The following is a 23686-nucleotide window of genomic DNA, read 5'->3' on the forward strand; positions in this document are numbered from 1 at the left end:
GTTAACGACCCGTCACCGGAGGCATCGCCTCGGGTGAGAGAATGCGAACGGCCTCGCTCTGCACGCCCTGCTTGCGCTCGGCCAGGCGACGGCCCTCGGCCGACTGCAGGGCGCAGTCCTGGTCGGACTCGGCGGAGAAACGCACCGCCTCCTCTTCCCAGACCGCATCCAGCGCCTCGGGGGTGTTATCGGGGGCCTCGGCCTGGACCTCCTCGCGGTGGGCATCGGCCTCGGCCTCGGCACCGATCAGCGCCAGCAGCGCCCTCGGGACCAGGGCATGGTCGGCATGACGCTCCTCGAGACGCGCGGTGAGCAGGCCGAGGATGTGGCGGATCTCGCCCAGCCAGCGGCCGATCTCGCCCTCGTCACGGGTCGAGAGGTACTCGAGGAAGACCGGCAGGTAGTCCGGCAGCTCCCGGGCGTCCAGCGCGAAGCCGGCGGCGTTGTACTCGTCCATCAGGTCGACCATCGCCTGGCCGCGATCGCGGGACTCGCCGTGCACGTGCTCGAACAGCAGCAGCGAGGTGGCGCGTCCCTTGTCGAACAGGGCCACGTACTCGGACTGCAGCTCGAGCAGGTCGGCCTCATTGATGCGCTGGCACCAGTCCATCAGGGCGGTGCGCAGGGGCGCCGCGAGGCGGCGCTCCTGGTCGATGATCTCGATGAGCTCGCCGGCCGCGGCCTGGAGCTCCTCGGTGGGGTAGTCGAGCAGGCGGGCCAGCACGCGCAGGCTGCGCATGCCGACGACGGGCTCGGCCATCTTGAGGGCTGCTTCAGCCATGACGCACCTCCTCTGCTTTCTCGTCGCGCCGCCCATCGCTCTGCGGATCGAAGGATTCCACCGGCTTGACCAGGGTGGTGGTCTGGGAGCGGCCGTTGAACAGGCTCGGCTTGCTCTCACCGTGGCAGCCGTCGCCGAAGCTGAAGCCGCAGCCGCCGCGCTCCGGGAAGGCCTCCGTGGCCATCTCGCGGTGGCTGGTGGGGATCACGAAGCGATCCTCATAGTTGGCGATGGCCAGGTAGCGGTACATCTCCTCGACCTGGGCCTCGGTCAGCTCGACGTCCTCCAGCACCTCGGCATTGGGCTTGCCGTCCACGTGCTTGCCGCGCATGTAGAGGCGCATCGCCATCAGGCGCTTGAGCGCGAGGACCACGGGGGCCTCCTCGCCGGCGGTAAGCATGTTGGCCAGGTAGCGCACCGGGATGCGCAGCGACTCGATCTTCGGCATCACGCCGTCGAACTCGATCTTGCCGGCCTCGGCGGCGGACTGGATCGGCGAGAGCGGCGGCACGTACCAGACCATCGGCAGGGTGCGGTACTCCGGGTGCAGCGGCAGCGCCAGGCCCCACTCCATGGCCATCTTGTAGACGGGCGACGCCTGGGCGGCCTTGATCACGTTCTCGGTGATGCCGTCCTTCCGCGCCTGGGCGATCACTTCCGGGTCGTTGGGATCCAGGAAGATCTCGCACTGGCGGTGGTAGAGGTCGCGCTCGTCCGGGGAGCTGGCCACTTCCTCGATGCGGTCGGCATCGTAGAGCAGCACGCCGAGGTAGCGGATGCGGCCCACGCAGGTCTCGGAGCAGATGGTCGGCTGCCCGGACTCGATGCGCGGGTAGCAGAAGATGCACTTCTCGGACTTCCCGGTCTTCCAGTTGTAGTAGATCTTCTTGTAGGGGCAGCCGGAGATGCACATCCGCCAGCCGCGGCACTTGTCCTGGTCGATCAGGACGATGCCGTCCTCCTCGCGCTTGTAGATCGCGCCGGAGGGGCAGCTCGCCACGCACGCCGGGTTGAGGCAGTGCTCGCACAGGCGCGGCAGGTACATCATGAAGGTGTTCTCGAACTGGCCGTAGATGTCGGCCTGCACCTTCTCGAAGTTCATGTCGCGGCGACGCTTGGCGAACTCGGTGCCGAGGATCTCCTCCCAGTTCGGGCCCCACTCGATCTTGTTCATGCGCTCGCCGGAGATCAGCGAACGCGGGCGCGCCACCGGCTGGTGCTCACCGATCTTGGCGGTGTGCAGGTGCTCGTAGTCGAAGGTGAACGGCTCGTAGTAGTCGTCGATCTCCGGCAGGTCGGGGTTGGCGAAGATGTTCGCCAGCACCCGCCACTTGCCGCCGATCTTCGGCTCGATCTTGCCGTCCTTGCGACGCAGCCAGCCACCCTTCCACTTGGTCTGGTTCTCCCACTCCTTGGGATAGCCGATGCCGGGCTTGGTCTCGACGTTGTTGAACCAGGCGTACTCGACGCCTTCACGGCTGGTCCAGACGTTCTTGCAGGTCACCGAACAGGTGTGGCAACCGATGCACTTGTCGAGGTTGAGGACCATGCCTACCTGGGAACGAATCTTCATTTCACGGCCTCCTGCACGTAGTCATTGCCCTCGCCATCCAGCCAGTCGATGTGCTTCATCTTGCGAACCATGACGAACTCATCGCGGTTGGAACCGACGGTGCCGTAGTAGTTGAAGCTGTAGGAGAGCTGCGCGTAGCCGCCGATCATGTGGGTCGGCTTCGGGCAGACCCGGGTCACGGAGTTGTGCATCCCCCCGCGGGTGCCGGAGACCTCGGAGCCCGGCACGTTCACCTGGCGCTCCTGGGCGTGGTACATCATCACCATGCCGCTCTTGACCCGCTGGCTGACCACGGCCCTCGCGGCGATGGAGCCGTTGGCGTTGTACAGCTCGACCCAGTCGTTGTCCTCGATGCCCACCTCGGCGGCGTCGGTCTCGGAGAGCCAGACCACCGGGCCGCCGCGGTTCAGCGTCAGCATCAGCAGGTTGTCCGAGTAGGTGGAGTGGATGCCCCACTTCTGGTGCGGCGTGATGAAGTTCAGCGCCTTGCTCTTGAAGCCGTTGTCGGCCGGCGCCTCGAAGCTCACCAGGGTCTTGGTGTTGATCGGCGGACGGTAGGTCAACAGGCTCTCGCCGAAGGCGCGCATCCAGGCGTGATCCTGATAGAACTGCTGGCGGCCGCTCACGGTGCGCCACGGAATCATCTCGTGCACGTTGGTGTAGCCGGCGTTGTAGGAGACGTGCTCGTCCTCGAGGCCGGACCAGGTCGGGCTGGAGATGATCTTGCGCGGCTGGGCGACGATATCGCGGAAGCGGATCTTCTCCTCTTCCTTGTTGATCGCCAGGTGGGTGTGATCCCGGCCGGTGATCTTGGAGAGCGCGCCCCACGCCTTCACCGCCACCTGGCCGTTGGTCTCCGGTGCCAGGGTCAGGATCATCTCGGCCGCGTCGATGGCGGTCTCGATCTGCGGGCGACCCTTGGAGGAACCCTCCAGCTTGCGATGGTTGAGTTTGCCGAGCAGCTCCACCTCGGAGTCGGTGTTCCAGCTGATGCCCTTGCCGCCGTTGCCGATGCTCTCCAGCAGCGGACCGATGGAAGTGAACCGCTCGTAGGTCTCGGGGTAGTTGCGCTTGACCTCGATCAGCGCCGGCATGGTCTTGCCGGGGATCGGCTCGCACTCGCCCTTCTTCCAGTCCAGCACTTCGGGCTGGGCCAGCTCGGCGGGGGAGTCATGCTGGTGCGGCAGGGTGACCAGGTCGGTCTCCTCGCCCAGGTGCCCCACGCAGACCCGGGAGAACTCCTTGGCGATGCCCTTGTAGATATCCCAGTCGCTGCGCGACTCCCACGCCGGGTCGGTGGCCGCGGTCAGCGGGTGGATGAAGGGGTGCATGTCCGAGGTGTTGAGGTCGTTCTTCTCGTACCAGGTGGCCGTCGGCAGCACGATGTCCGAGTAGAGGCAGGTGGAGGACATGCGGAAGTCCAGGGTCACCACCAGGTCGAGCTTGCCTTCCGGCGCCTCGTCGTGCCACTTCACCTCTTCCGGCTTCTGGCCGCCGAAGTCGCCCAGGTCCTTGCCCTGGATACCGTGGCGGGTGCCCAGCAGGTACTTGAGCATGTACTCGTGGCCCTTGCCGGAGCTGCCCAGCAGGTTGGAGCGCCAGATGAAGAGGTTGCGCGGGAAGTTCTGGGGGTTGTCCGGATCTTCCGCGGCGAAGGCCAGCTTGCCGGCCTTGAGCTGCTCGACGGCATAGTCCTTGGTGGACAGGCCGGCGGCCTCGGCGGCCTTGGCCAGGCGCAGCGGGTTGGCCCCCAGCTGGGGCGCGGAGGGCAGCCAGCCCATGCGCTCGGAGCGCACGTTGAAGTCGATCAGGCTGCCGGTGTACTTGCTGTGGTCGGCGAGCGGGGAGAGGATCTCCTTGATCTCGAGCTTCTCGTAGCGCCACTGGGAGGAGTGGTTGTAGAAGAAGGAGGTGGAGTTCATGTGGCGCGGCGGACGGTTCCAGTCCAGGCCGAAGGCCAGCGGGGTCCAGCCGGTCTGCGGGCGCAGCTTCTCCTGGCCGACATAGTGGGCCCAGCCGCCGCCGCTCTGACCGATACAGCCGCACATGATCAGCATGTTGATCAGGCCGCGGTAGTTCATGTCCATGTGGTACCAGTGGTTCATCGCGGCACCCACGATGATCATGGACCGGCCCTGGGTCTTGTCGGCGTTCTCGGCGAACTCCCGGGCGATGCGCGCGACCTGCTCGGCGGGCACGCCGGTGATCTTCTCCTGCCAGGCGGGGGTGTAGGGCTTCACCTCGTCCAGGGACTTGGCGCCGTCATCCTCGCCCTCTTTACCGAAGCCGCGGTCGATGCCGTAGTTGGCACACATCAGGTCGAAGACGGTTACCGCCAGCACATCGCTGCCGTCGGCCTTCTTCAGGCGCTTGGCGGGCAGGCTGTGGTAGAGCAGCTCGTCGCTGGCCCCGCCGCTCTCGACATGGTCGAAGTGCTCGTGCTTGAGCCCGCCGAAGTAGGGGAAGGCGACCTTGGCGACGTCGTCGTGGTGGTCGGCCAGGGTCAGCAGCGGCTTGATCTCGTCACCGGCAGAATCGCGGGGCTCGAGGTTCCACTTGCCCTCCTCGCCGCTCTCCTGACCCCAGCGGAAGCCGATGGAGCCGCGCGGCACCACCAGCTGATCGCGGGTCTCGTCCCACGCCACGGTCTTCCACTCGGGGTTGTTGTTCTCGCCCATGCCGTCGGCGAAGTCGCTGGCGCGCATCTGCTTGCCCGGCACGTAGCTGCCGTCCTCGCGCTGCTCCAGCTCCACCAGGAAGGGCATGTCGGAGTACTGGCGCACGTACTCGGTGAAGTAGGTGCTGGGCTTCTCGAGGTGGAACTCCTTGAGGATCACATGGCCCATGGCCATGGCGATGGCCGCATCGGTGCCCTGCTTGACCGACAGCCACTCGTCGGTGAGCTTCGAGACCTCGGCGTAGTCCGGGGTGATGGAGACGGTCTTGGTGCCCTTGTAGCGCACCTCGGTGAAGAAGTGGGCGTCCGGGGTACGGGTCTGGGGCACGTTGGAGCCCCAGGCGATGATGTAGCCGGAGTTGTACCAGTCGGCGGACTCGGGCACGTCGGTCTGCTCGCCCCAGGTCTGGGGGCTGGCCGGCGGCAGGTCGCAGTACCAGTCATAGAAGCTCATGCAGACGCCGCCGATCAGCGACAGGTAGCGGCTGCCCGCGGCGTAGCTGACCATGGACATGGCAGGGATCGGCGAGAAGCCGATGATGCGATCCGGGCCGAACTGCTTGGCGGTGTAGACGTTGGAGGCGGCGACCAGCTCGTTGAGCTCGTCCCAGTTGGCCCGCACGAAGCCGCCCATGCCCCGGGCGCGCTTGTACTGCTTGGTCTTGGCGGGATCCTCGACGATGGAGGCCCAGGCGTCGACCGGGTCCTTCTTCTCCTTGAGGGCGTCGCGCCACAGCTTGAGCAGCGGCTTTCTGATCAGCGGGTACTTGAGGCGGTTGGCGCTGTAGAGGTACCAGGAGTAGCTGGCGCCCCGCGGGCAGCCGCGCGGCTCGTGGTTGGGCAGGTCCGGGCGGGTGCGCGGGTAGTCGGTCTGCTGGGTCTCCCAGGTGACCAGGCCGTTCTTGACGTAGATCTTCCAGCTGCAGGAGCCGGTGCAGTTCACCCCGTGGGTGGAACGCACGACCTTGTCATGCTGCCAGCGCTGACGATAGCTGTCCTCCCAGCCGCGCGACTCCTCGCGGGTCTCGCCATGCTCGTTGGCGAAGGGCTCGCGGGCCTTGCGGAAGAAGTTCAGCCGATCAATGAAGTGACTCATGGTCGATCTCCAGGCTTCTTGGAAAGTGGGTGTGACCGCCCTGGGCCACCCGGCCTGTCGTGCAGCGTGGCGCAGTGAACCGCACGCCAGACAGGAACCTTGCAGAGGATTCTGGGCGAACAATCGACGGATTACTGCCCGGTTACCTCCATATACCGCCCCTCTACCCCCAAGGTGATAGACCCGCCGAACGAGGGGGATAAGCGCGGCGACTCAGGCCCGCCCGGCGCGGCCGCTGGCGTGGTCCCAGACCATCACCAGCATGCACACGACCAGCGAGCCATAGAGGAACATGAAGCCGGCGGTGCGGATGCCGACCCACTCATTGCCCACCACGAAGACCAGCGGCAGCAGGGCGGCGAAGAGCCCGCCCAGGGTCAGCGCCAGGCCGCCCACCAGGGGCATCTCGTCGCGGTGGTCGCGGTGGATCAGACGCATCAGGCTGCCCTTGCCGACCCCCATGGCCGCCCCCATCAGTGAGAGCAGCAGCAGGAAGCCCCCGAGCGGCGCCTCGTAGTGCAGGGTAATGGGGGCATGCACCCCCTCGACCCGCATGGTGAAGGGGGGGTAGGAGAGCAGGAACAGGCAGACCAGCACGAAGGCGCTGACCCACCAGCGCAGGGCACGGAAGTCGCGCCGATCGGCCCAGGCCCCGCCGATCACCTGGCCGATGCCCACCGCCAGGACGAAGGGCACCGCCGTCAGGGCAGCCTGCTTGAGTTCGAGCTGGTACTGGGCGCTCAGATAGGCCGGCAGCCACAGTGCCAGCGCCACAAAGGCGCCGTAGAAGAAGCTGTAGACCAGTGCCAGGCGCCACAGCCGCCAGCAGGCCAGGCGGGCCAGCAGTGCCGGCAGCGCGGGGGGAGCGCTCGGCTCCGCCTCGAGGTCGTCGGCAAAGAGCCACAGCAGGGCGGCCACCACCAGCACCGGCAGCAGGTAGAGCAGCGGCGCGCTGCGCCAGCCGTAGGCCTGGCTGACCAGCGGCAGCAGCAGGTAGCTGAGCCCGGCCCCCACCATGCCGGCGCCATAGAGGCCCAGCGCCAGGCCGGCGTGGCGCCGTGGGCAGAGCCCCGCCACATAGACCAGCCCCGCCGAGAGCGACCCGGCGCCGAGGCCCAGGCCGGCACCGGCGAGCAGGAAGTGGTAGTAGTCCCGGGAGTGGGAGAGCCCCCACAGGAAGGGGCAGATCAGCAGCAGGCAGGCGATCATCACCCGCCGCCCGCCTAGTCGTTGTGCCAGCAGCGCCATGGGCAGCGCGGCCAGGGCGCCCATCGCCATGGGCATGGCCAGCAGCACGGCGAAACGCACCTCGCCGAAGCCAAGCAGTGCCTTGAGCTCGACCCCCAGCACCGCGAAGATGGTCCAGCTGGCGAAGACCAGCGCGAAGGCCAGCGGCGAGAGCAGCACGACCACCAGGGGCCGATAGCCCCCAGTCGGCTCCTGGTCGAGCTCTGGGTCGAACTGCTGGGCGGCTGGCATCATCGGGGGCCGGAGAAGGAGTGGAGTCTCGAAAGAGTCTCGGGAGCTCACCCCCGGGGGTCAAAGGGGCATCGGAGGTATGCGTTCTACCCCCAAGGGTGTAGTAGACTGGTCGAGAGCTCCGAACCATCTCCCCCGACCCATCTCGAGGCGCGATGAAACTGCTGCGACACTCCCTGGTGGCCCGGATCACCGCCTCGCTGCTGGCCATCAGCGCCATGGCGCTGGTCAGCATCGTGGTGACCATGACCGTGGCGGCCGACAGCCGCGGCGACGCCGCCGCCATCAACATGGCCGGCTCGCTGCGCATGAACACCTACCAGATCGTCAGCGCCCTGCAGCGCTTTGATCAGCGGCCCGGTGCCGAGACCCGCGCCCAGGTAGCTGAGCTGGCCGAGCGCTTCGAGCAGCGCCTGGCCAGCCCCGAGCTCAACGACGCCCTGCCCCGGGCCCAGGACCATGTCCTGCAGCACCAGCACCGCCAGCTCCAGGCGCGCTGGGCCGAGGAGCTGGCCCCCCAGGTGGCGCGGGCGACCGCCGGCGGCGACGTCGCGCCCGACGCCCTGCGCGAGACCCTGGACGAGCTGGTCGCCGAGATCGACGCCTTGGTCACCCTGCTCGAGCAGAACAGCGAATCGAAGATCCAGCTGCTCAGCGCCCTGCAGATCCTCTTCCTCGCCCTCACCGCCGTGGTGGTGGTGATCGCCCTCTACGATATCCGCCACAACCTGGTGATGCCGCTGCGCCACCTGGTGGTGCTGGCCCGGGAGGCCGCCCACCGCAACTTCGACCACCGCACCCGGCTCTCGGGCAGCGACGAGCTGGCCCTGCTGGGGCGCACCTTCGACGCCATGGCCGAGGAGCTCGGCGCCAGCTACGCCGAGCTCGAAACGCGGGTCTCCAGCAAGAAGGCGGAGCTCGAGCGCAGCAACCGCGCCATGCAGGTGCTGCACGACGGCAGCCGTGCCCTCTACGGCGGCGGCAACGACCTCTGCGCCAGCGCCGCCCCCATGCTGCGCCGCCTGGAGCAGCTGCTCCAGATCGGCCCCATCCGGCTCTCGCTCCACGACCCCCACGACGAGCGCGATATCCCGATACTGGCCACCCACTCGGCGCGCCGCCCCGAGTACTGCCGCGACCACGACTGCCACGCCTGCCTGCTCGACCCCCAGCCGCTGACGCTGCAGGCCACCGAGGCCGGCGAGTGCCAGCTGCTGCCGGTGAGCGTGGGCGACCTGATGCTCGGCACCCTGGAGGTCTGGTATCCGCGGGACGTGCCGCTCACCGACAGCGTGAAGCGCCTGCTCAACGCCCTGGCCGACCAACTGGCCACCGCGGTCTACCTGCAGCGGCGCATCGAGGAGCAGCAGCAGGTGACACTGATGAACGAGCGCACCATCATCGCCCGGGAGCTCCACGACTCCCTGGCCCAGTCGCTCTCCTACCTGAAGATGCAGGTGGCGCGCCTTGAGCGCATGCAGGCCAAGGGGGTGGGGCCGGAGACCCAGGCCCCGGTGTTCGACGAACTGCGCACCGGCCTGGACAGCGCCTACCGCCAGCTGCGCGAGCTGCTCACCACCTTCCGCCTCAAGCTCGAGGGCCCGGGACTCGCCAGCGCCCTGCGCCAGACCGTCACCGAGTTCGGCGAGCGCCTCGAGACCCGCATCGACCTGACCGTCGACCTGCCGCCCCATCTGCTCAATCCCAACGAGGAGATCCACGTGCTGCAGGTGGTGCGGGAGTCGCTGGCCAACGTGGTCAAGCACGCCAACGCCCACTGGGTGGCGGTATCGGTCACCTTCCGCAGCGCCCGACTCCATGTCACCATCGAGGATGACGGCGTGGGCCTCGCGGACGACAGCTCGCCGCCCATGCACTACGGCCTGGTGATCATGCGCGACCGGGCCGAGACCCTGGGCGGCCGCCTGACGCTGCAGAACCGCGCCGGCGGCGGCACCCGGGTGGAGCTGGTGTTCACCCCCCAGACCGCCCGCCTGATCAGCCAGCACGTCGGGGCGGAGAGCCGCCCCGCCACCCCCGTCGACCCTCGGGTCGACGCCATCGCCACCGACCGCCAAGGCCACAGGGAATAAGCCAGGATGACCGACACCTCCCACGACACCCCCGCCAGCATCCTGATCATCGACGACCATCCGCTGCTGCGCCGCGGCGTCTCCCAGCTGCTGGAGCTGGAAGAGGACATGGCGCTGATCGGCGAGGCCGGCGAGCCCGTGGAGGGCATCCGCCTGGCCCTGGCGCTCGATCCCGACATGGTGCTGCTCGACCTCAACATGCCCGGCATGAACGGCATCGAGACCCTCAAGCGGCTACGCGAGGAGGGCTTCGCCGGCCGGGTGGTGATGTTCACCGTCTCCGACCACGAGGAGGACGTGGTGGACGCCCTGCAGGCGGGCGCCGACGGCTACCTGCTCAAGGACATGGACCCGGACGAGATGATCCGCCAGCTGCGCCAGGCGTCGCTGGGCCGCATGGTGATCAGCGAGAGCCTCACCGCCCTGCTGGCCGGAGCGCTGCGCAGCCAGCGCAGCCAGCCGGCGGCCCCCGACATCCAGAGCCTCACCCAGCGCGAGCGAGAGATCCTGCGCGAGCTGGCCGGCGGGCTCTCCAACAAGATGATCGCCCGCAAGCTCGACATCACCGAGGGCACGGTGAAGGTGCACGTCAAGCACCTGCTCAAGAAGCTCAACCTGCGCTCGCGGGTGGAGGCCGCCGTGTGGGCGGTGCAGGAGGGCATCGAGCGCTGACCCCGCGAGGGATATCCCGCGGTTCTGTGTGGATACCTCCAAATAATCCGGGGGCCCCTGCGCCCCCCTCGCCCCCTACTCCCCTCAAGAAAAATCCCATCTCAAGCAATGGGTTGCCGCTTATCCCCCACTACCTCCCTGGAGGTATCCCGCCGTTTTCCGGCCCCTTTCGCCACGTTTCGCACCTCAACGGTCAGGCGTATCTTTCCCCCCAAGGCTCACCGTCTTGATATCGGTCAACCGATGCCGGACGCCACGAGCACACCGCTAGACCTCAAGGGGAAATGCCATGACCAGGAAGAATGCCGACATCGAACACTGGGATGTCGAGAACGAGGAGTTCTGGGAGAAGGAGGGCAAGAAAGTTGCCACCCGCAACCTGTGGATCTCCATCCCGAGCCTGCTGATGGGCTTTGCCGTCTGGTTGATGTGGGGGATGATCACCACCCAGATGCAGAACCTCGGCTTCCCGTTCACGGTGGGTGAACTCTTCACCCTGACCGCCCTGGCGGGGCTCTCCGGGGCCACCCTGCGCATCCCGGCCTCGTTCATGATCCGCATCGCCGGCGGGCGCAACACCGTCTTCCTGACCACCGCCCTGCTGATGTTCCCGGCACTGGGGACCGGCATCGCGCTGATGAATCCCGAGACGCCGCTGTGGGTCTTCCAGGCCCTGGCGCTGCTCTCCGGCATCGGCGGCGGCAACTTCGCCGCCTCCATGAGCAACATCTCCACCTTCTACCCGAAGAAGCAGCAGGGCTATGCCCTGGGCATGAACGCCGGGCTGGGCAACTTCGGCGTCACCACCATGCAGATCCTGATCCCGCTGGTGATGACCGTGGGCCTCTTCGGCGCCATCGCCGGCGGCCCCATGGAGCTGCAGAGCGCCAGCGGCACCCTGATCGGGCGCATCGAGGCGGGCACCGATACCTGGATCCAGAACGCCGGCTTCATCTGGCTGGTCTTCCTGATCCCGCTGGCCTTCGCCGGCTGGTTCGGCATGAACAACCTGCGCACCATCACCCCCGACCCGGGCACTCCGGCCCAGGCCTTCGGCAAGATCCTCGGCCTCTACGCCGTGGGGGCGGTCACCAGCGTCATCGGCATGCTGGCCCTGGTATGGCTCAACATGTGGATCGCCGTCCCGCTGACCATCGTGCTGACCGTGGTGCTGCTGCGTCTGATCCCCGGCGACATCAAGCCGAACATCCAGAAACAGTTCGCGATCTTCTCCAACAAGCACACCTGGTCGATGACGGTCCTCTACATCCTGACCTTCGGCTCCTTCATCGGCTTCTCCGCGGCCCTGCCGCTCTCCATCAACGTCATCTTCGGCAACATGATGGAAGTGGCCGCCGACGGCACCGTCACCCGCGTGGCCAACCCCGACGCCCCCAGCGCCCTGACCTGGGCCTGGATCGGCCCCTTCGTCGGCGCCCTGATCCGCCCCATCGGCGGCTGGATCTCCGACAAGGTGGGCGGCTCCATCGTCACCCAGATCATCTCGGTGATCATGGTGGTGGCCTCCGCGGTGACCGGCTACGTGATGATGCTGGCCTACAACGCTACCGACCCGAACAGCTACTTCGCGCTCTTCATGATCCTGTTCGTGATCCTGTTCGCCGCCAGCGGCATCGGCAACGGCTCCACCTTCCGCAGCATCGGCGTGATCTTCGACCAGCACCAGAAGGGCCCGGTGCTGGGCTGGACATCCGCGGTCGCCGCCTACGGCGCCTTCATCGCCCCGCGGGTGATGGGCGAACAGATCCAGGCCGGCACCCCCGAGCTCGCCATGTACGGCTTCGCGATCTTCTACGCGGTCTGCCTGGTGATCAACTGGTGGTTCTACCTGCGCAAGAACGCCTACGTGAAGAACCCCTAACCCGCCCTGACCACACGCCCGGTGGCCGGGAGAACCCGGCCGCCCCGCCTCTACCCCGGATGCTGGAGGTGCCCCATGAAGATCATGATCGCCTATGACGGTTCGCGGAATGCCAAGCTGGCACTGGCCCGGACCATCACCATGTTTCACGCCATGTCGCCGCTGATCGTGCTGGTCGGCGTCGCCGAGAACCCGCGTGACTCCACCGACGCCAACGAGGACCTCTTCCAGGAGGAGTACCGGGAGCTCAAGGCCGACCTGGAGGAGGCGGTCGAGGTGGCCGTGAAGGAGGGCCTCGACGCCGAGCTGATCATCGCCGAGGGCGACGCCCGCAAGATGCTGCTCGACGCCACCAAGCGCCTGTCGCCGGACATCCTGGTGATCGCCCGCCACAGCCAGAAGCCCGACGGTGGCTTCATCGCCCAGTCGCTGAGCTACTTCGTCGACGAGCTCGACTACATGACCTTCGGCAGCGTCAGCTCCTTCCTGACTCGCCGCGCCGAATGTCCCCTACTGATCCTGCCCAGCTGATCGGCCCCGTTCGCCTTGCGAAAAGGATGACACGACCATGAAAGTCGCTGACCTGTTCAAGGTACGCACTCCGGAGATCAGGGCCCTGCACCTGACCTGGATCGCCTTCTTCATCACCTTCTATGTCTGGTTCAACATGGCGCCGCTGGCTACCAGCATGCTGCGCGACGTCGACTGGCTGACCCAGGACCATATCCGCCTGTTTGCCATCTGCAACGTGGCGCTGACCATCCCCGCGCGGATCATCGTCGGCATGGCGCTGGACCGCTTCGGCCCGCGCCGGGTCTTCTCGATCCTGATGGTGGTCATGGCGATTCCCGCGCTGATGTTCGCCTTCGGCAACAGCATGACCCAGCTGCTGGTCGCCCGCCTGGTGCTGAGCTCCATCGGCGCCAGCTTCGTCGTCGGCATCCACATGACCGCGCTGTGGTTCAAGCCCAAGCACATCGGCTTCGCCGAGGGCTTCTACGCCGGCTGGGGCAACTTCGGCTCCGCCGCCGCCGCCATGACCCTGCCCACCATCGCCATCGTCTGGTACGGCGGCGACGAGGGCTGGCGCTGGGCCATCGCCCAGAGCGCCTTCGTGATGGCCGCCTACGGCGTCTTCTACTGGTTCGCCATCACCGACGGCCCCGATGCCACCTCCCACCGCAAGACCCGCAAGGCGATGGCCATGGAGGTCAGCAGCTGGGCCGACATGGTCAAGCTGATCCTGTGGACCATCCCGCTGGTCGGCGTGCTGGCGATCCTGGTGTGGCGCATCCAGAACATGGGCTTCATGTCCACCACCGCCGCGGTGATCGCCTACCTCGCGATCGTGGCCATCGTGATCTACCAGGTGGTGCAGATCATTCGCGTCAACGTGCCGATCCTCAGGAAGGGCGTGCCGGAGGACGACAAGTACCACTTCAACAGCGTCGCCGCGCTCAACACCACCTACTTCGCCAACTTCGGCGCGGAGCTCGCGGTGATCTCCATGCTGCCGATGTTCTTCGAGCAGACCTGGGGCCTCTCCGCCGCGGCCGCCGGCCTGATCGCCTCGTCGTTCGCCTTCGTCAACCTGGTGGCGCGCCCCATGGGCGGCGCGGTCTCCGACCGCATGGGCAACCGGCGCTTCGTGATGCTCAGCTACATGTTCGGCATCGGCGTCGGCTTCACCCTGATGGCGATGATGAACTCCAGCTGGCCGCTGATCCTGGCGATCGCCATCACCATCTTCACCTCCTTCTTCGTGCAGGGCTCGGAGGGCGCCACCTTCGGCATCATCCCGTCGATCAAGCGCCGCATCACCGGCCAGATCTCCGGCATGGCCGGCGCTTACGGCAACGTGGGGGCGGTGGTCTACCTGACCATCTTCACCTTCGTCACCCCGACCCAGTTCTTCTACATCCTGGCGGCAGGCGCCTTCTTCAGCTGGCTGGTCTGCTTCATCTGGCTCAAGGAGCCCGAGGGCGCCTTCGCGGACGAGTACCATATCTCCTCCGTGGACCGCATGATCGCGGAGCAGGAACAGCTCAAGGCCGAAGGCAAGACCTGAGCTTCCTTCACTCTTCCACCCACTCCCTGCGCCCGGCCCCGCCGGGCGCAGGCGTTCCAGGCGCCAGCCAAAGGCCATTGATTTGATTTCCGACAATGTCGCTGGGGTATTCCGGCGGCATAGTAGTATTCAGGATGCATGGTTTCAGGAAGCCCCCGACAGGAGACCCGTCGACATGTCCCACACCGACACCACGCTTGCACCCGACACCCGGGGCCGCGGCCTGGCCGCCGTCATCTACGTGCTCTACCTGGGCAGCATCATGGCGGTGGTCACCGCGCCGATCGGCGTGCTGATTGCCCACCTGCGCCGCGGCCGGGTTTCGCCCCTGGCCGACAGCCACCTGCTGTTCCAGATCCGCACCTTCTGGCTGGGCGCCCTGGCCGGCGCCGGCGCCCTGGCGGCCTGGAACCTGCTGGGCTGGGTCGGCGCCCCCGCCTGGGCCTCCTGGACGCTGGGCTACGGCTTCTTCACCGCCTGCCTGGTCTGGACCATCGGCCGCTGCGGCGTCGGCATCCAGCGCCTGATGGCCGGCCAGCCGCTGCGCGACCCGCGCAGCCTGCTGTTCGGCGGTGCCGCGGTGCGCCTGGATGACTGACGGAGCCGCCGCCATGACCCACACCCCGCAGCGCCGACGCTCCACCGCCGTTACCGGCCTGGCCTGGGGATTCATCCTCTTCTCGCTGGCAGTGATGGGGCTGCTCGCCCTGCCCCTGGCCCCGGGCGAGGGGCTGGCCGCCAGCCTGGGCGTCGAGGCCGGCAGCGGCGGGCTGACAGGCGGCGTGGCCTGGCTGGCCGAGCGCCACAGTGGGGTGGCTGGCCTGCTGGCTATCGGCGCGCTGGTCACCCTGACTCTGGCCATCGCCCTGCTGCGCCGACGCTGCTGGGCGAGGCGCGCCTTCGTCGCCCTCATGGCGGCCGGTTTCGTGGGCGTGCTGGGCGGCGCGGCGCTGACGCCGCTGACCTTCGGCCTGCTGCCGGAGGCCACCACCGAGGCGGCGATCAACACCCAGGAGCCCGTCGCCGGGTTGATCGGCCTGCTGGGCGGGCTGATCCTCGCCGCCACCCTGCTCACCGTGCTGTTCGCCTGGGCCGGCTGGAAGCTCACCACCCCGGCGGTACGCGACGAGTTCGAGCCGGCGACCACCTCGACGGAGGGCTGAGATGGCCGAGCAGGACGCTCGACAGGAGACGACACTGCCCAATCCCGGCTGGGGGCCGCTCTCGGCGCTGCCGGGCAATCCGCTGATGTGGGTGCTGATCCTCAGCGAGATGCTGGTGTTCGCCGCCTTCTTCGGCCTGTTCGCCTGGCTGCGCGCCGGCGAGCGCGAGGTGTTCGACGCCTCCCAGCAGCTGCTCGACCCGGTGGCCGGCGGACTCAACACCCTGGTGCTGCTGACCAGCGGGCTGTTCGCGGCCCTGGCGGTGCAGGCCATCGGCCAGGGCGAGCGGCGTCGCTGCCGCCAGTGGCTGGCCGGCGCCTTTGTCCTGGGGGTGGTGTTCTGCGTGGTCAAGGTGGTGGAGTACGCCGACAAGCTCGGCCAGGGCCTTGCACCCGAGACCAACACCTTCTTCACCTTCTACTACCTGCTGACCGGCTTCCACTTCGCCCATGTGCTCTTCGGCCTGGGGCTGATCGCCCTGGTGGCCTGGAAGCTCTCCCACGACAACGTGGAGACCGCCGCCGCCTTCTGGCACATGGTCGACCTGATCTGGATCCTGCTCTACCCCATCCTCTACCTGCTGAGGTAAGCCCATGGGCGACACGACGCGTATCGGAGGCGACCCGGCCACCCGCCGGCTGCTGATCACCTGGGCCGTGCTGATGGGCCTGACCCTGATCACCATGGCCTCGGCCCGGCTGGGCGGCGAGGCGCGCCTCGAGGCGCTGCCGCTGTGGTCGGCGGGCCTGCTGCTGGCCACCACCTTCTTCAAGGCGCACCGAGTGCTGATGGTCTACCTGGGCCTTCGCGCCTCGACGCCGGCCTGGCGCGGCGCCTTCACCGGCCTCACGCTCTTCACCCTGCTGCTGGTGGGCGCCGGCTACCTGGTGGCCCAGGCAGCATAGCGAGCCTGCCCCCCAATGAGACGCGCCGCCCACGTAGGCGGCGCGTCTCGTTACTGCGGCAGTAACTGGGGGCCTTCAGGGCGGCGGGCCGACGCCGGCCCAGTCGGCCAGGTGGCGGCCCAGCCAGATCAGTCCCCACACCGCGAAGGGCACCACGAACATCACCAGGATGCCCCAGTCGCGGGTGTTGATCAGCCAGGCCAGCGGGGTGATCACCGCCAGGGCCACCAGCAGCCCCACCACCACGGCAATGGCCGGACGGGGATTCGACACGCTGTCGTTTCTCATGGCCGGCCCTCCTCAGTGACCGATGATCTGGCGGTAGATGCCCGGCAGCGCCTGGGCCAGGTGCTCGGGCCGGTTGACGATGGCGTAGCTGCCGCGGCCGAAGAGGTGCGAGACGTACTGGTGCGCCTCGCGGTCCACGGTGACGCCGAACACCCGCACCTCCTGCTGGCGCGCCTCGAGCACCGCCTTGCGGGTGTCCTCGATGCCGTAGCGCCCCTCGTAGTAGTCGGTGTCGTTGGGCTTGCCATCGGTGATCACCAGCAGCAGGCGGTGGCGATTGGGTCGCTTGGCCAGTTCCCCGGTCACGTGGCGGATCGCCGGCCCCATGCGGGTGTAGTGGCCGGGCCTGAGGGCCGAGACGCGCCGCGCCACCCGCTCGCCCATGGTCTCCTCGAAGCCCTTGATGGTGTTGACCCACACCTTCTGGCGCCGGTGGGAGGTGAAGCAGTGGATGGCGTAGTCGTCGCCGCAGCCGGCCAGGCCGTGGCCCAGCACCAGCAGCGCCTCCTTCTCCACGTCGAGCACCCGGCGGTCGTCCAGCCAGGCATCGGTGGAGAGCGAGACATCGATCAGGATATCCACCGCCAGGTCGCGGGCCTGCTCGCGGGCCGACATGTAGAGGCGGTCGCTGGCCTCGCCGGTGGCGGCCAGGTCGCAGCGCGAGCGGATCACCGCATCCATGTCGAGCTCGGAGCCGTCGACCTGGCCGCGCAGGATCTCGCGGCGCGGACGCAGCGCCTCGAACTCCCGGCGCACCCGGCGGATGCGCCGCCGGGTGGCGTCGTCGGGCTCCCACTGCTCGCCCTCCTCGCTCTGCAGGTCGGTGAGCACCTGGCAGTGGTCGGGCAGGTAGCGCTGCTTGCGGTAGTTCCACTCCGGGTAGAGCTGCCTGCCGCGCAGCCGCTCGCCCAGCGCCTCGTCTGGCGGCAGGTCGAGGTCGACCTTGAGCCGGGTCGCCGCCCGCTGCTTGTGCGGGCTGATGACGATCTCCTCGATCTGCTCGGCGGCGCGCTTGGCCTCCTCGTCCTCGTTGTCCTCCACCAGGCGGTTGAGGTTCACCATCTCGGTCCAGGAGAGCATCTTCTCGAAGCGGTTGGCGACCAGCGGGTCGTTGCGCTCCGTCTCGTCCTGGTGGCGGCGCTCGGCCTTGCGCTTGCCCTCGCTGGCCTGCTGGGCGCTGTTGGCCTCGCCGTCGTGGGGATCGTCGTCGTCCTCCTCGCGGCCCAGGCCGACGCCCAGGTCGACCACCTGGCCCCACAGCGGCACCGGCAGCGGGGGGCGATAGCCCCGCGGCGCCCGGAACGCCGCCAGGGAGACCGCCGGGTCGGCCACCGCCGCGGCCATGGAGGCGGCCCAGCCGTCCAGCGGCGAATCGTCGCCCAGCAGGGCCCGCAGCGTGGCCTCCAGGGCCTGCTCCATGGGCGGCAGCTTGCGCCGCACCGGGCGCACCGCCAGCAGGGCCGCACAGAGCTCGCGATAGCGCTCGGCAAGGCCGGGGAAACGCGCCAGGGCCGCCTCGGTGGCCCGCATCGCCTCGCGCAGCCGGGCCAGGTCATCCTGCAGCGGGTCGGCGTGGCGCGTCGGATGCCGGGCCACCGCCAGGTAGGCGGTCAGCCAGAAGTAGAGGTCGCGGTTGAGGCGCGCCTCGGGGAAGAGATCCAGGGTCGGCGGCAGCAGCAGGTGCTCCTCGTCGCGACGCGCCTGGTCCACGGCCTCGTCATCGAAGCCGAGGCGCTGGCGCAGCGAGAGGCGGTGCGACGAGCTGCGCGCCACGATGGCGGCGACCTCCAGGCCGCACTCGCCGCCGCTGGCGCGGAAGAAGACGCCGAGCACGTGGCGCAGCTCCTCCAGGGCCACGGCGGCCTCGGGATGGCGCCGGTAGCTGGCAGCGCTGGAGGCCCAGCGGTGCCAGTGGCGGCCGACGAGCTCCTCGACCTCGAGAAAGTGCAGCATGGCGGACTCCCCCCTCGGTTCAGCCGAAGGTTGCGTTGATGGCTTCCAGCAGCCCTTCCTGGACGTCCAGATCGTCGGTCAGCGGCTCCACCAGGGTGGCGCGGGTGGCCTCCAGGATCGGCATGCCGGCCTGGATCAGGGTGGCGCAGTAGACCAGCAGGCGCGTAGAGACCCCCTCCTCCAGGTCCTGGCCCTTGAGCTCGCGCAGGCGGGCGGCGAGGTTGACCAGGGCGGCACAGCGCTGGTGGGACAGGCCGCTCTCCCGGGCCACGATGCCACACTCCACGTCGGGGGGCGGGAAGTCGAATGACATCGCCACGAAGCGCTGGCGGGTGCTGGGCTTCAGGGACTTGAGGATGTGCTGGTAGCCGGGGTTGTAGGAGACCACCAGCATGAAGTCGTCGGGCGCCTCGAGCAGTTCGCCGGTGCGCTCCAGGGGCAGCAGGCGGCGGTCGTCGGTCAGCGGGTGCAGCACCACGGTGACGTCCTTGCGCGCCTCGACCACCTCGTCGAGATAGCAGATGCCGCCCTCGCGCACGGCGCGGGTCAGCGGGCCGTCGACCCAGCGGGTCTCGCCACCCTGCAGCAGGTAGCGGCCGGTGAGGTCGGCGGCGGTGAGGTCGTCATGGCAGGAGACGGTGAACAGCGGCCGCCCCAGCTTCTCCGCCATATGGGTCACGAAGCGGGTCTTGCCGCAACCCGTGGGGCCCTTGAGCAGCAGCGGCAGGTGCTGCCGATAGGCCTGCTCGAAGAGGGCGCATTCATTGCCGACCGGCTGGTAGAAGGGCAGCTCCCGGTCGAGCTCGGACACCGTTGCGGTATGGGACATGGGTCACTCCAGGGGTTTCACCGGCGGGCCGCGGCAGGGGCCGCGACCCGCCGGGGGGCTCACTCGGTGGCGGTCAGCGGCTTGCTGGTGGCGGGCACCTGCTCGCGCGCCGGCCCGAAGACCGCGTAGATGAACATCACCGCGGCGAGACCCACGAAGATGCCGGTGCCGAAGCGGAACACGTAGAACAGGTCGAGCTGGTCCTGGATCTGCATGAAGTTCATGCCGAGCACCCGCTGCAGGTGGGTCTGGACGACGCCTGCGAAGGTCAGGGTGAAGGTCATGAACCACATGGCGGAGGTCATGATCCAGAAGGCCCACATGTTCAGCACCTGGTTGTAGGGCTGCACGCGGCGCAGCTGCGGCATGGCGTAGGTGATGACGCCCAGCACCAGCATCACGTAGGCGCCGTAGAAGGCCAGGTGGCCGTGGGCCGCGGTGATCTGGGTGCCGTGGGTGTAGTAGTTGATCCACGACAGGGTGTGCATGAAGCCCCACACGCCGGCGCCGAAGAAGGCCACGGCGGCACTGCCCATGGTCCACAGCATGGCGGCCTTGTTGGGGTGGTTGCGGTTGCCCTTCCAGAACATGTAGAAGGCGAACACCACCATGGCGAAGAACGGGATCACCTCCAGGGTGGAGAAGATGCTGCCGATGGGCTGCCAGTAGCCGGGGGTGCCGATCCAGTAGTAGTGGTGGCCGGTGCCCAGCAGGCCGGAGAACAGCGCCAGGCCGACGATGACGTAGAGCCACTTCTCGATGATCTCGCGGTCGACGCCGGTCATCTTGATCAGCAGGTAGCCGAGCAGGGAGGCCATGATCAGCTCCCACACGCCTTCCACCCAGATGTGGACGATCCACCACCACCACAGCTTGTCCAGTGCCAGGTTATCGGGGTTGTAGAAGGCAAACAGCCAGAACACCGCGGCCAGCCAGAGGCCGAGCATCAGCACCATGTTGATGGCCGTCTTGCGCCCCTTGAGCATGGTCAGGCTGGTGTTGAACAGGAACATCAGGAAGGAGATCGTGATCAGGATCTTCGACCAGAGCGGCTGCTCGAGGTAGTGGCGCCCCTCGTGGATGCCGAACTGGTAGCTGATCAGGGCCCCGGCGCCGGCGATGGCGAAGATCGCCAGCTGCAGGTAGGCAAGGTTGGGGCTGAAGATCTCGTTCTCGGCCTCCTCGGGCATCAGGTAGTAGGTGCAGCCCATGAAGCCGATCAGCAGCCAGACGATCAGCAGGTTGGTATGGCTGGTACGGGTGATGTTGAAGGGCATGGCCTCGGACATGAAGTGAGGCCAGACATAGGCGGCGGCGGCGGCAAGACCGAAGACGATCTGCAGCGCGAACAGCGCCATCGCGACCATGAAGAATGGCAGGGCCACCCTTTGCGTTTCATATTTCATCGGTTCGGCTCTCCTGGGTTCGGGAATCCGGCGGGGTCATGGCGTCCGGATCAACCGGCCGGATGGGGCGGCCAGCCCTGGGTGTCGATGGCGTCGGTCCACTCGAAGAAGTCGATCAGCGCCTGCATCTCTTCGTCGTTGATCTCGAAGTAGGGCATCTGACGACGGTTCGGGGCACCGGTGGGCTGGGCACGCATCCAGGCCGCCAGGGCCATGCGGGCCCCCTCGGGGTTGTCGTGGCCGCCATAGCGGGTCCAGACGTTGCCGATCTCCGGGGCGAAGTAGGAGCCTTCACCGAGGATGGTGTGGCAGTTGATGCAGTTGTGCTCCTCCCAGACATGCTTGCCCTGCCGTACGGAGTCCGTCATCGGCTGGGTGGACGTATTGACGATGTAGAAATGGCTGTGAGCCGTCAGCGCGGCAAACACCAGGAAGAAGAACAGCGACCCGCCATAGAAGATGTTGCGGGCAGCTGCCTTTGTCAGGCCTTCGGTCATGGACCATACCCCCTTGCTCGTCTTGCATTCTTGTCGAAACCGGCGGCCCGCGTTTGTCGCTGCGCACCCGCCGTTTCCGCCCCCTTTAATATGCATTCAGCATGCATGTTAAAGAGTAGCAGTCGGGACCCGTCCATGACTTTGACGAGGGTCAATAGGGAGTGGCCGGAAGGCGGCAACAGGGGCTTGCCAGACGCGGCAAGGGGGGAAGCCGGCAGCGAACTGCCGGCAGGGAGGCATCACGCCTCGGTGAGATCCTCGATCCAGGTCAGCGCGGCCACGCCGCTGGGCAGGCCCAGGGTCGGGATGGCCAGCATGGCCACCTGCTTCAGCGCCTCGGGAGATTCGCCCTCCTCCAGCCCGCGGCGGGCATGGGAGTGCACCGCGCCCTCGGAGCGCGCGCCCACGGCCAGCGCCAGCTTGACCAGGCGCCGGGTACGGGCATCCAGAGGGCCCGCCTCGGCGCACGCCTTGCCCAGGGCGGCATAGGCGTCCCACACCTCGGGAAACTGCTCGGCGACCTGGCCGGCGCCGGAGGGAAGATCCTGTTGGCTCATGAAGTCACTCCTTGTCGGTGGTTATCGGACACGCCGCCCCAGTATAGGGAGCCTCGACGCTCCGCGTCATGCCGTGCCTCAGCCGGCCGCCAGCCAGGAGAGCGGATCATGGCGGATCGCCGCCCCCAGCATGTAGAGGAAGGTGGCCACCGCGGCCAGGGCCGCGGCACCGCGTACCGCGGGCGTGGGGCCGCGCTTGATCGCCATCGTGCCCAGCCCGATGTAGAGCAGCAGGGCGATGAGCTTGGCGGCCAGCCAGGGGTGCTGGTGGGGCCACATCTTGAGCATCACCATCAGCAGCACGCCCAGCGTCAGCAGCAGGGTATCGATCAGGTGGGGCAGCACCTTCACCCAGCGGCGCTGACGCCAGGGCGACTCGCGCACCGACCACCAGGCCCGCAGCATGAAGAACAGCAGGCTCAGGGTCGCGGCGGTGACATGCAGGTGCTTGACCAGGAAATAGTGTTCGAGCATTGGCAGCCTCCCGTGCGCCGTCAGCCGTCCTTGCCGTCGACCCGGCCCGTGGTCAACGGCACCGCGTAGTGGAACAGGAAGATCAGGTAGGCGATGCACCAGAAGACGATGCTCAGGTTGTAGGTCCAGTGGGTGATCTGCGGGAAGAGCGCCAGCACCGGCGAACGCAGCAGGGCGCCGGCGAACATCAGCCCCAGGGCCACGCCGATGCCCGGCAGGGTGCGGATCGGCCGGCCGGTATGCCCCAGCGAGACCCGCGCCATCATCGCCAGCATCATGCTAGCGATGCCGCCGATGGCCAGGGCATGCAGCGCCAGCTCCACGCGGAACACCCCGGTCAGTGCCAGGGCCCACATCACCAGCCCCACCACGATGAAGGCATAGCTCAGGTGCAGCCCCCACAGCAGCGGCTCGGCAAGGGTATGCTGCCCGCCCCAGCGGGCCAGGCGCACCGCGTTGGCGGCGGCGGCCACCAGCATGGTCCAGCCCTGCAGGCCCCGGGGCAGCTCGACCTCGAGCAGCACCGCCAGCTGCAGCAGCACCACCGCGTAGATCGACCACAGCGCCAGCCGCTCCAGCATCGGCCACTCGGCGGGCTTCGGGCGGTCGAGCCGCCGGGAGGTGAAGAAGGGGATCACCCGGCCGCCCAGCAGCACCATCAGGGTGGCGATCAGCAGCACCCCCAGGTAGCCGCCCTCGCGGATCGGCGGCAGCTGTCCGCGCATCACCCCCAGGTGCATGGCCAGATTGGCCACCGCCATGAGCAGGAAGAGCGGCACAAAGACCAGGTTGCGCCACTGGCGCACCGCCACCACCATCCGCCCCAGGGCCAGCGCCGCCAGGGGCAGGAAGGCCACGTCGATGACCAGCAGCAGCAGGGGCGGCAAGCCCATGGGAAAGGCGATCAGCAGCCTCGCCAGCAGCCAGACCCCGACCAGGCCCAGCAGCGGAGCGCCGCGCAGGCTCGGCTGGCCGGTCCAGTTCTGGGCCGCGGTGAGCAGGAAGCCCACCGCCACCGCGGCGCCGAAGCCGAAGATCATCTCGTGCTGGTGCCACCACATCAGCCCGCCATGGGGGCGCAGCAGGATATCGCCGTGCCAGAAGGCGAACCACACCACCATGGCCAGCACGCTGAACAGCGAGGCCAGCAGGAAGAAGGGGCGGAAGGCGAGCCGGGCGATGGGCATGCCGGCCGGCTCGGGTTGGGGTGACTGCATGGCGAGATTCCCGACGGTTGCACTGGGGGTGTTTTCCCCATTGTGCCTTGCCCGGGACCGCCGGGACCATGACAGG

General features: G+C 67.8%; 21 protein-coding genes. 9 read left to right on the forward strand and 12 right to left on the reverse strand.

The features are described from left to right. Position 1: 1 nt before the first annotated feature. The 4 genes from narJ to NHL60_RS18475 all read right to left on the reverse strand — a co-directional run bounded on the left by narJ (position 2) and on the right by NHL60_RS18475 (position 7606). A complete protein-coding gene (gene narJ, locus NHL60_RS18460) occupies positions 2-781 on the reverse strand; it encodes a nitrate reductase molybdenum cofactor assembly chaperone (protein ID WP_253446852.1) in 780 nt (259 codons plus the stop codon). Then, entirely contained in the window at positions 774-2354 is a 1581-nt protein-coding gene (gene narH, locus NHL60_RS18465) for a nitrate reductase subunit beta (protein WP_253446855.1), read from the reverse strand. Before narH ends, narJ begins: the two co-directional genes overlap by 8 nt. Further along, positions 2351-6127 (reverse strand): nitrate reductase subunit alpha, encoded by a 3777-nt coding sequence (locus NHL60_RS18470; protein WP_253446858.1) that lies wholly within the window; start codon positions 6125-6127, stop codon positions 2351-2353. The genes narH and NHL60_RS18470 overlap by 4 nt, the downstream gene beginning before the upstream one ends. 213 nt (positions 6128-6340) lie before the next feature. Then, the gene (locus NHL60_RS18475) at positions 6341-7606 is read right to left on the reverse strand and encodes an MFS transporter (RefSeq protein WP_253446861.1); all 1266 of its coding nucleotides are present in this window, start codon (positions 7604-7606) and stop codon (positions 6341-6343) included. A 155-nt stretch (positions 7607-7761) separates the two neighbouring features. Between NHL60_RS18475 and NHL60_RS18480 the strand changes: the two genes are divergently transcribed. The 9 genes from NHL60_RS18480 to NHL60_RS18520 all read left to right on the forward strand — a co-directional run bounded on the left by NHL60_RS18480 (position 7762) and on the right by NHL60_RS18520 (position 16389). After that, complete coding sequence (locus tag NHL60_RS18480; RefSeq protein WP_253446863.1) at positions 7762-9699, forward strand: type IV pili methyl-accepting chemotaxis transducer N-terminal domain-containing protein; 1938 nt, start codon at positions 7762-7764, stop codon at positions 9697-9699. A gap of 6 nt (positions 9700-9705) precedes the next feature. Further along, complete coding sequence (narL, locus tag NHL60_RS18485) at positions 9706-10371, forward strand: two-component system response regulator NarL (protein ID WP_253446866.1); 666 nt, start codon at positions 9706-9708, stop codon at positions 10369-10371. Positions 10372-10660: 289 nt separating this feature from the next. Beyond that, positions 10661-12253 carry an antiporter gene (locus tag NHL60_RS18490; protein WP_253446868.1) on the forward strand — a complete coding sequence of 531 codons (1593 nt, stop codon included), beginning with the start codon at positions 10661-10663 and terminating at the stop codon, positions 12251-12253. Between the two features lie 75 nt (positions 12254-12328). Further along, positions 12329-12784, forward strand: a complete 456-nt coding sequence (locus NHL60_RS18495) for a universal stress protein (RefSeq protein ID WP_183329735.1) — start codon at positions 12329-12331, stop codon at positions 12782-12784. A 37-nt stretch (positions 12785-12821) separates the two neighbouring features. Continuing rightward, positions 12822-14321 (forward strand): MFS transporter, encoded by a 1500-nt coding sequence (locus NHL60_RS18500; RefSeq protein ID WP_253446871.1) that lies wholly within the window; start codon positions 12822-12824, stop codon positions 14319-14321. A gap of 175 nt (positions 14322-14496) precedes the next feature. After that, positions 14497-14919: a hypothetical protein gene (locus NHL60_RS18505; RefSeq protein WP_253446874.1), complete on the forward strand. Its 423-nt coding sequence runs from the start codon at positions 14497-14499 to the stop codon at positions 14917-14919. A 13-nt stretch (positions 14920-14932) separates the two neighbouring features. After that, positions 14933-15484 carry a hypothetical protein gene (locus tag NHL60_RS18510; protein WP_253446876.1) on the forward strand — a complete coding sequence of 184 codons (552 nt, stop codon included), beginning with the start codon at positions 14933-14935 and terminating at the stop codon, positions 15482-15484. Between the two features lies 1 nt (position 15485). Beyond that, positions 15486-16073 (forward strand): cytochrome c oxidase subunit 3 family protein, encoded by a 588-nt coding sequence (locus NHL60_RS18515; RefSeq protein WP_253446878.1) that lies wholly within the window; start codon positions 15486-15488, stop codon positions 16071-16073. A 4-nt stretch (positions 16074-16077) separates the two neighbouring features. Beyond that, positions 16078-16389 (forward strand): cytochrome C oxidase subunit IV family protein, encoded by a 312-nt coding sequence (locus tag NHL60_RS18520; RefSeq protein WP_253446881.1) that lies wholly within the window; start codon positions 16078-16080, stop codon positions 16387-16389. A 75-nt stretch (positions 16390-16464) separates the two neighbouring features. Here NHL60_RS18520 and NHL60_RS18525 read toward each other — a convergent pair whose 3' ends face one another. The 8 genes from NHL60_RS18525 to NHL60_RS18560 form a co-directional block, all read right to left on the reverse strand. Further along, the gene (locus NHL60_RS18525; RefSeq protein WP_253446885.1) at positions 16465-16677 is read right to left on the reverse strand and encodes a hypothetical protein; all 213 of its coding nucleotides are present in this window, start codon (positions 16675-16677) and stop codon (positions 16465-16467) included. A 12-nt stretch (positions 16678-16689) separates the two neighbouring features. Continuing rightward, positions 16690-18630 (reverse strand): nitric oxide reductase activation protein NorD, encoded by a 1941-nt coding sequence (locus tag NHL60_RS18530; RefSeq protein ID WP_253446887.1) that lies wholly within the window; start codon positions 18628-18630, stop codon positions 16690-16692. Between the two features lie 19 nt (positions 18631-18649). Beyond that, positions 18650-19459, reverse strand: coding sequence for a CbbQ/NirQ/NorQ/GpvN family protein (locus NHL60_RS18535; protein ID WP_253446890.1), 810 nt, complete (start codon positions 19457-19459; stop codon positions 18650-18652). A gap of 59 nt (positions 19460-19518) precedes the next feature. After that, positions 19519-20865 (reverse strand): cbb3-type cytochrome c oxidase subunit I, encoded by a 1347-nt coding sequence (locus NHL60_RS18540; RefSeq protein ID WP_253446894.1) that lies wholly within the window; start codon positions 20863-20865, stop codon positions 19519-19521. A 50-nt stretch (positions 20866-20915) separates the two neighbouring features. Continuing rightward, positions 20916-21362 carry a cytochrome c gene (locus NHL60_RS18545; RefSeq protein WP_253446897.1) on the reverse strand — a complete coding sequence of 149 codons (447 nt, stop codon included), beginning with the start codon at positions 21360-21362 and terminating at the stop codon, positions 20916-20918. A gap of 239 nt (positions 21363-21601) precedes the next feature. Continuing rightward, positions 21602-21919, reverse strand: coding sequence for a carboxymuconolactone decarboxylase family protein (locus NHL60_RS18550; RefSeq protein WP_183329745.1), 318 nt, complete (start codon positions 21917-21919; stop codon positions 21602-21604). Positions 21920-21997: 78 nt separating this feature from the next. Then, positions 21998-22393: a SirB2 family protein gene (locus tag NHL60_RS18555; protein WP_253446899.1), complete on the reverse strand. Its 396-nt coding sequence runs from the start codon at positions 22391-22393 to the stop codon at positions 21998-22000. Positions 22394-22413: 20 nt separating this feature from the next. Beyond that, entirely contained in the window at positions 22414-23610 is a 1197-nt protein-coding gene (locus NHL60_RS18560; protein WP_253446901.1) for an NnrS family protein, read from the reverse strand. Positions 23611-23686: the final 76 nt, after the last annotated feature.

Origin of the sequence: Halomonas sp. Y3 (assembly GCF_024137965.1) — a bacterium.
Lineage (GTDB): Bacteria > Pseudomonadota > Gammaproteobacteria > Pseudomonadales > Halomonadaceae > Halomonas > Halomonas mongoliensis.

What these genes read in the sequence shown, in the direction of transcription:
- NHL60_RS18540 (WP_253446894.1), bottom strand. Translation starts at nt 20,865, where the DNA reads ATGAAATATGAAACGCAAAGGGTGGCCCTGCCATTCTTCATGGTCGCG.
- NHL60_RS18495 (WP_183329735.1), top strand. Translation starts at nt 12,329, where the DNA reads ATGAAGATCATGATCGCCTATGACGGTTCGCGGAATGCCAAGCTGGCA.
- NHL60_RS18535 (WP_253446890.1), bottom strand. Translation starts at nt 19,459, where the DNA reads ATGTCCCATACCGCAACGGTGTCCGAGCTCGACCGGGAGCTGCCCTTC.
- narL (WP_253446866.1), top strand. Translation starts at nt 9,706, where the DNA reads ATGACCGACACCTCCCACGACACCCCCGCCAGCATCCTGATCATCGAC.
- narJ (WP_253446852.1), bottom strand. Translation starts at nt 781, where the DNA reads ATGGCTGAAGCAGCCCTCAAGATGGCCGAGCCCGTCGTCGGCATGCGC.
- NHL60_RS18480 (WP_253446863.1), top strand. Translation starts at nt 7,762, where the DNA reads ATGAAACTGCTGCGACACTCCCTGGTGGCCCGGATCACCGCCTCGCTG.
- NHL60_RS18470 (WP_253446858.1), bottom strand. Translation starts at nt 6,127, where the DNA reads ATGAGTCACTTCATTGATCGGCTGAACTTCTTCCGCAAGGCCCGCGAG.
- NHL60_RS18500 (WP_253446871.1), top strand. Translation starts at nt 12,822, where the DNA reads ATGAAAGTCGCTGACCTGTTCAAGGTACGCACTCCGGAGATCAGGGCC.
- NHL60_RS18505 (WP_253446874.1), top strand. Translation starts at nt 14,497, where the DNA reads ATGTCCCACACCGACACCACGCTTGCACCCGACACCCGGGGCCGCGGC.
- NHL60_RS18555 (WP_253446899.1), bottom strand. Translation starts at nt 22,393, where the DNA reads ATGCTCGAACACTATTTCCTGGTCAAGCACCTGCATGTCACCGCCGCG.
- NHL60_RS18525 (WP_253446885.1), bottom strand. Translation starts at nt 16,677, where the DNA reads ATGAGAAACGACAGCGTGTCGAATCCCCGTCCGGCCATTGCCGTGGTG.
- NHL60_RS18490 (WP_253446868.1), top strand. Translation starts at nt 10,661, where the DNA reads ATGACCAGGAAGAATGCCGACATCGAACACTGGGATGTCGAGAACGAG.
- NHL60_RS18520 (WP_253446881.1), top strand. Translation starts at nt 16,078, where the DNA reads ATGGGCGACACGACGCGTATCGGAGGCGACCCGGCCACCCGCCGGCTG.
- NHL60_RS18510 (WP_253446876.1), top strand. Translation starts at nt 14,933, where the DNA reads ATGACCCACACCCCGCAGCGCCGACGCTCCACCGCCGTTACCGGCCTG.
- narH (WP_253446855.1), bottom strand. Translation starts at nt 2,354, where the DNA reads ATGAAGATTCGTTCCCAGGTAGGCATGGTCCTCAACCTCGACAAGTGC.
- NHL60_RS18530 (WP_253446887.1), bottom strand. Translation starts at nt 18,630, where the DNA reads ATGCTGCACTTTCTCGAGGTCGAGGAGCTCGTCGGCCGCCACTGGCAC.
- NHL60_RS18550 (WP_183329745.1), bottom strand. Translation starts at nt 21,919, where the DNA reads ATGAGCCAACAGGATCTTCCCTCCGGCGCCGGCCAGGTCGCCGAGCAG.
- NHL60_RS18545 (WP_253446897.1), bottom strand. Translation starts at nt 21,362, where the DNA reads ATGACCGAAGGCCTGACAAAGGCAGCTGCCCGCAACATCTTCTATGGC.
- NHL60_RS18560 (WP_253446901.1), bottom strand. Translation starts at nt 23,610, where the DNA reads ATGCAGTCACCCCAACCCGAGCCGGCCGGCATGCCCATCGCCCGGCTC.
- NHL60_RS18515 (WP_253446878.1), top strand. Translation starts at nt 15,486, where the DNA reads ATGGCCGAGCAGGACGCTCGACAGGAGACGACACTGCCCAATCCCGGC.
- NHL60_RS18475 (WP_253446861.1), bottom strand. Translation starts at nt 7,606, where the DNA reads ATGCCAGCCGCCCAGCAGTTCGACCCAGAGCTCGACCAGGAGCCGACT.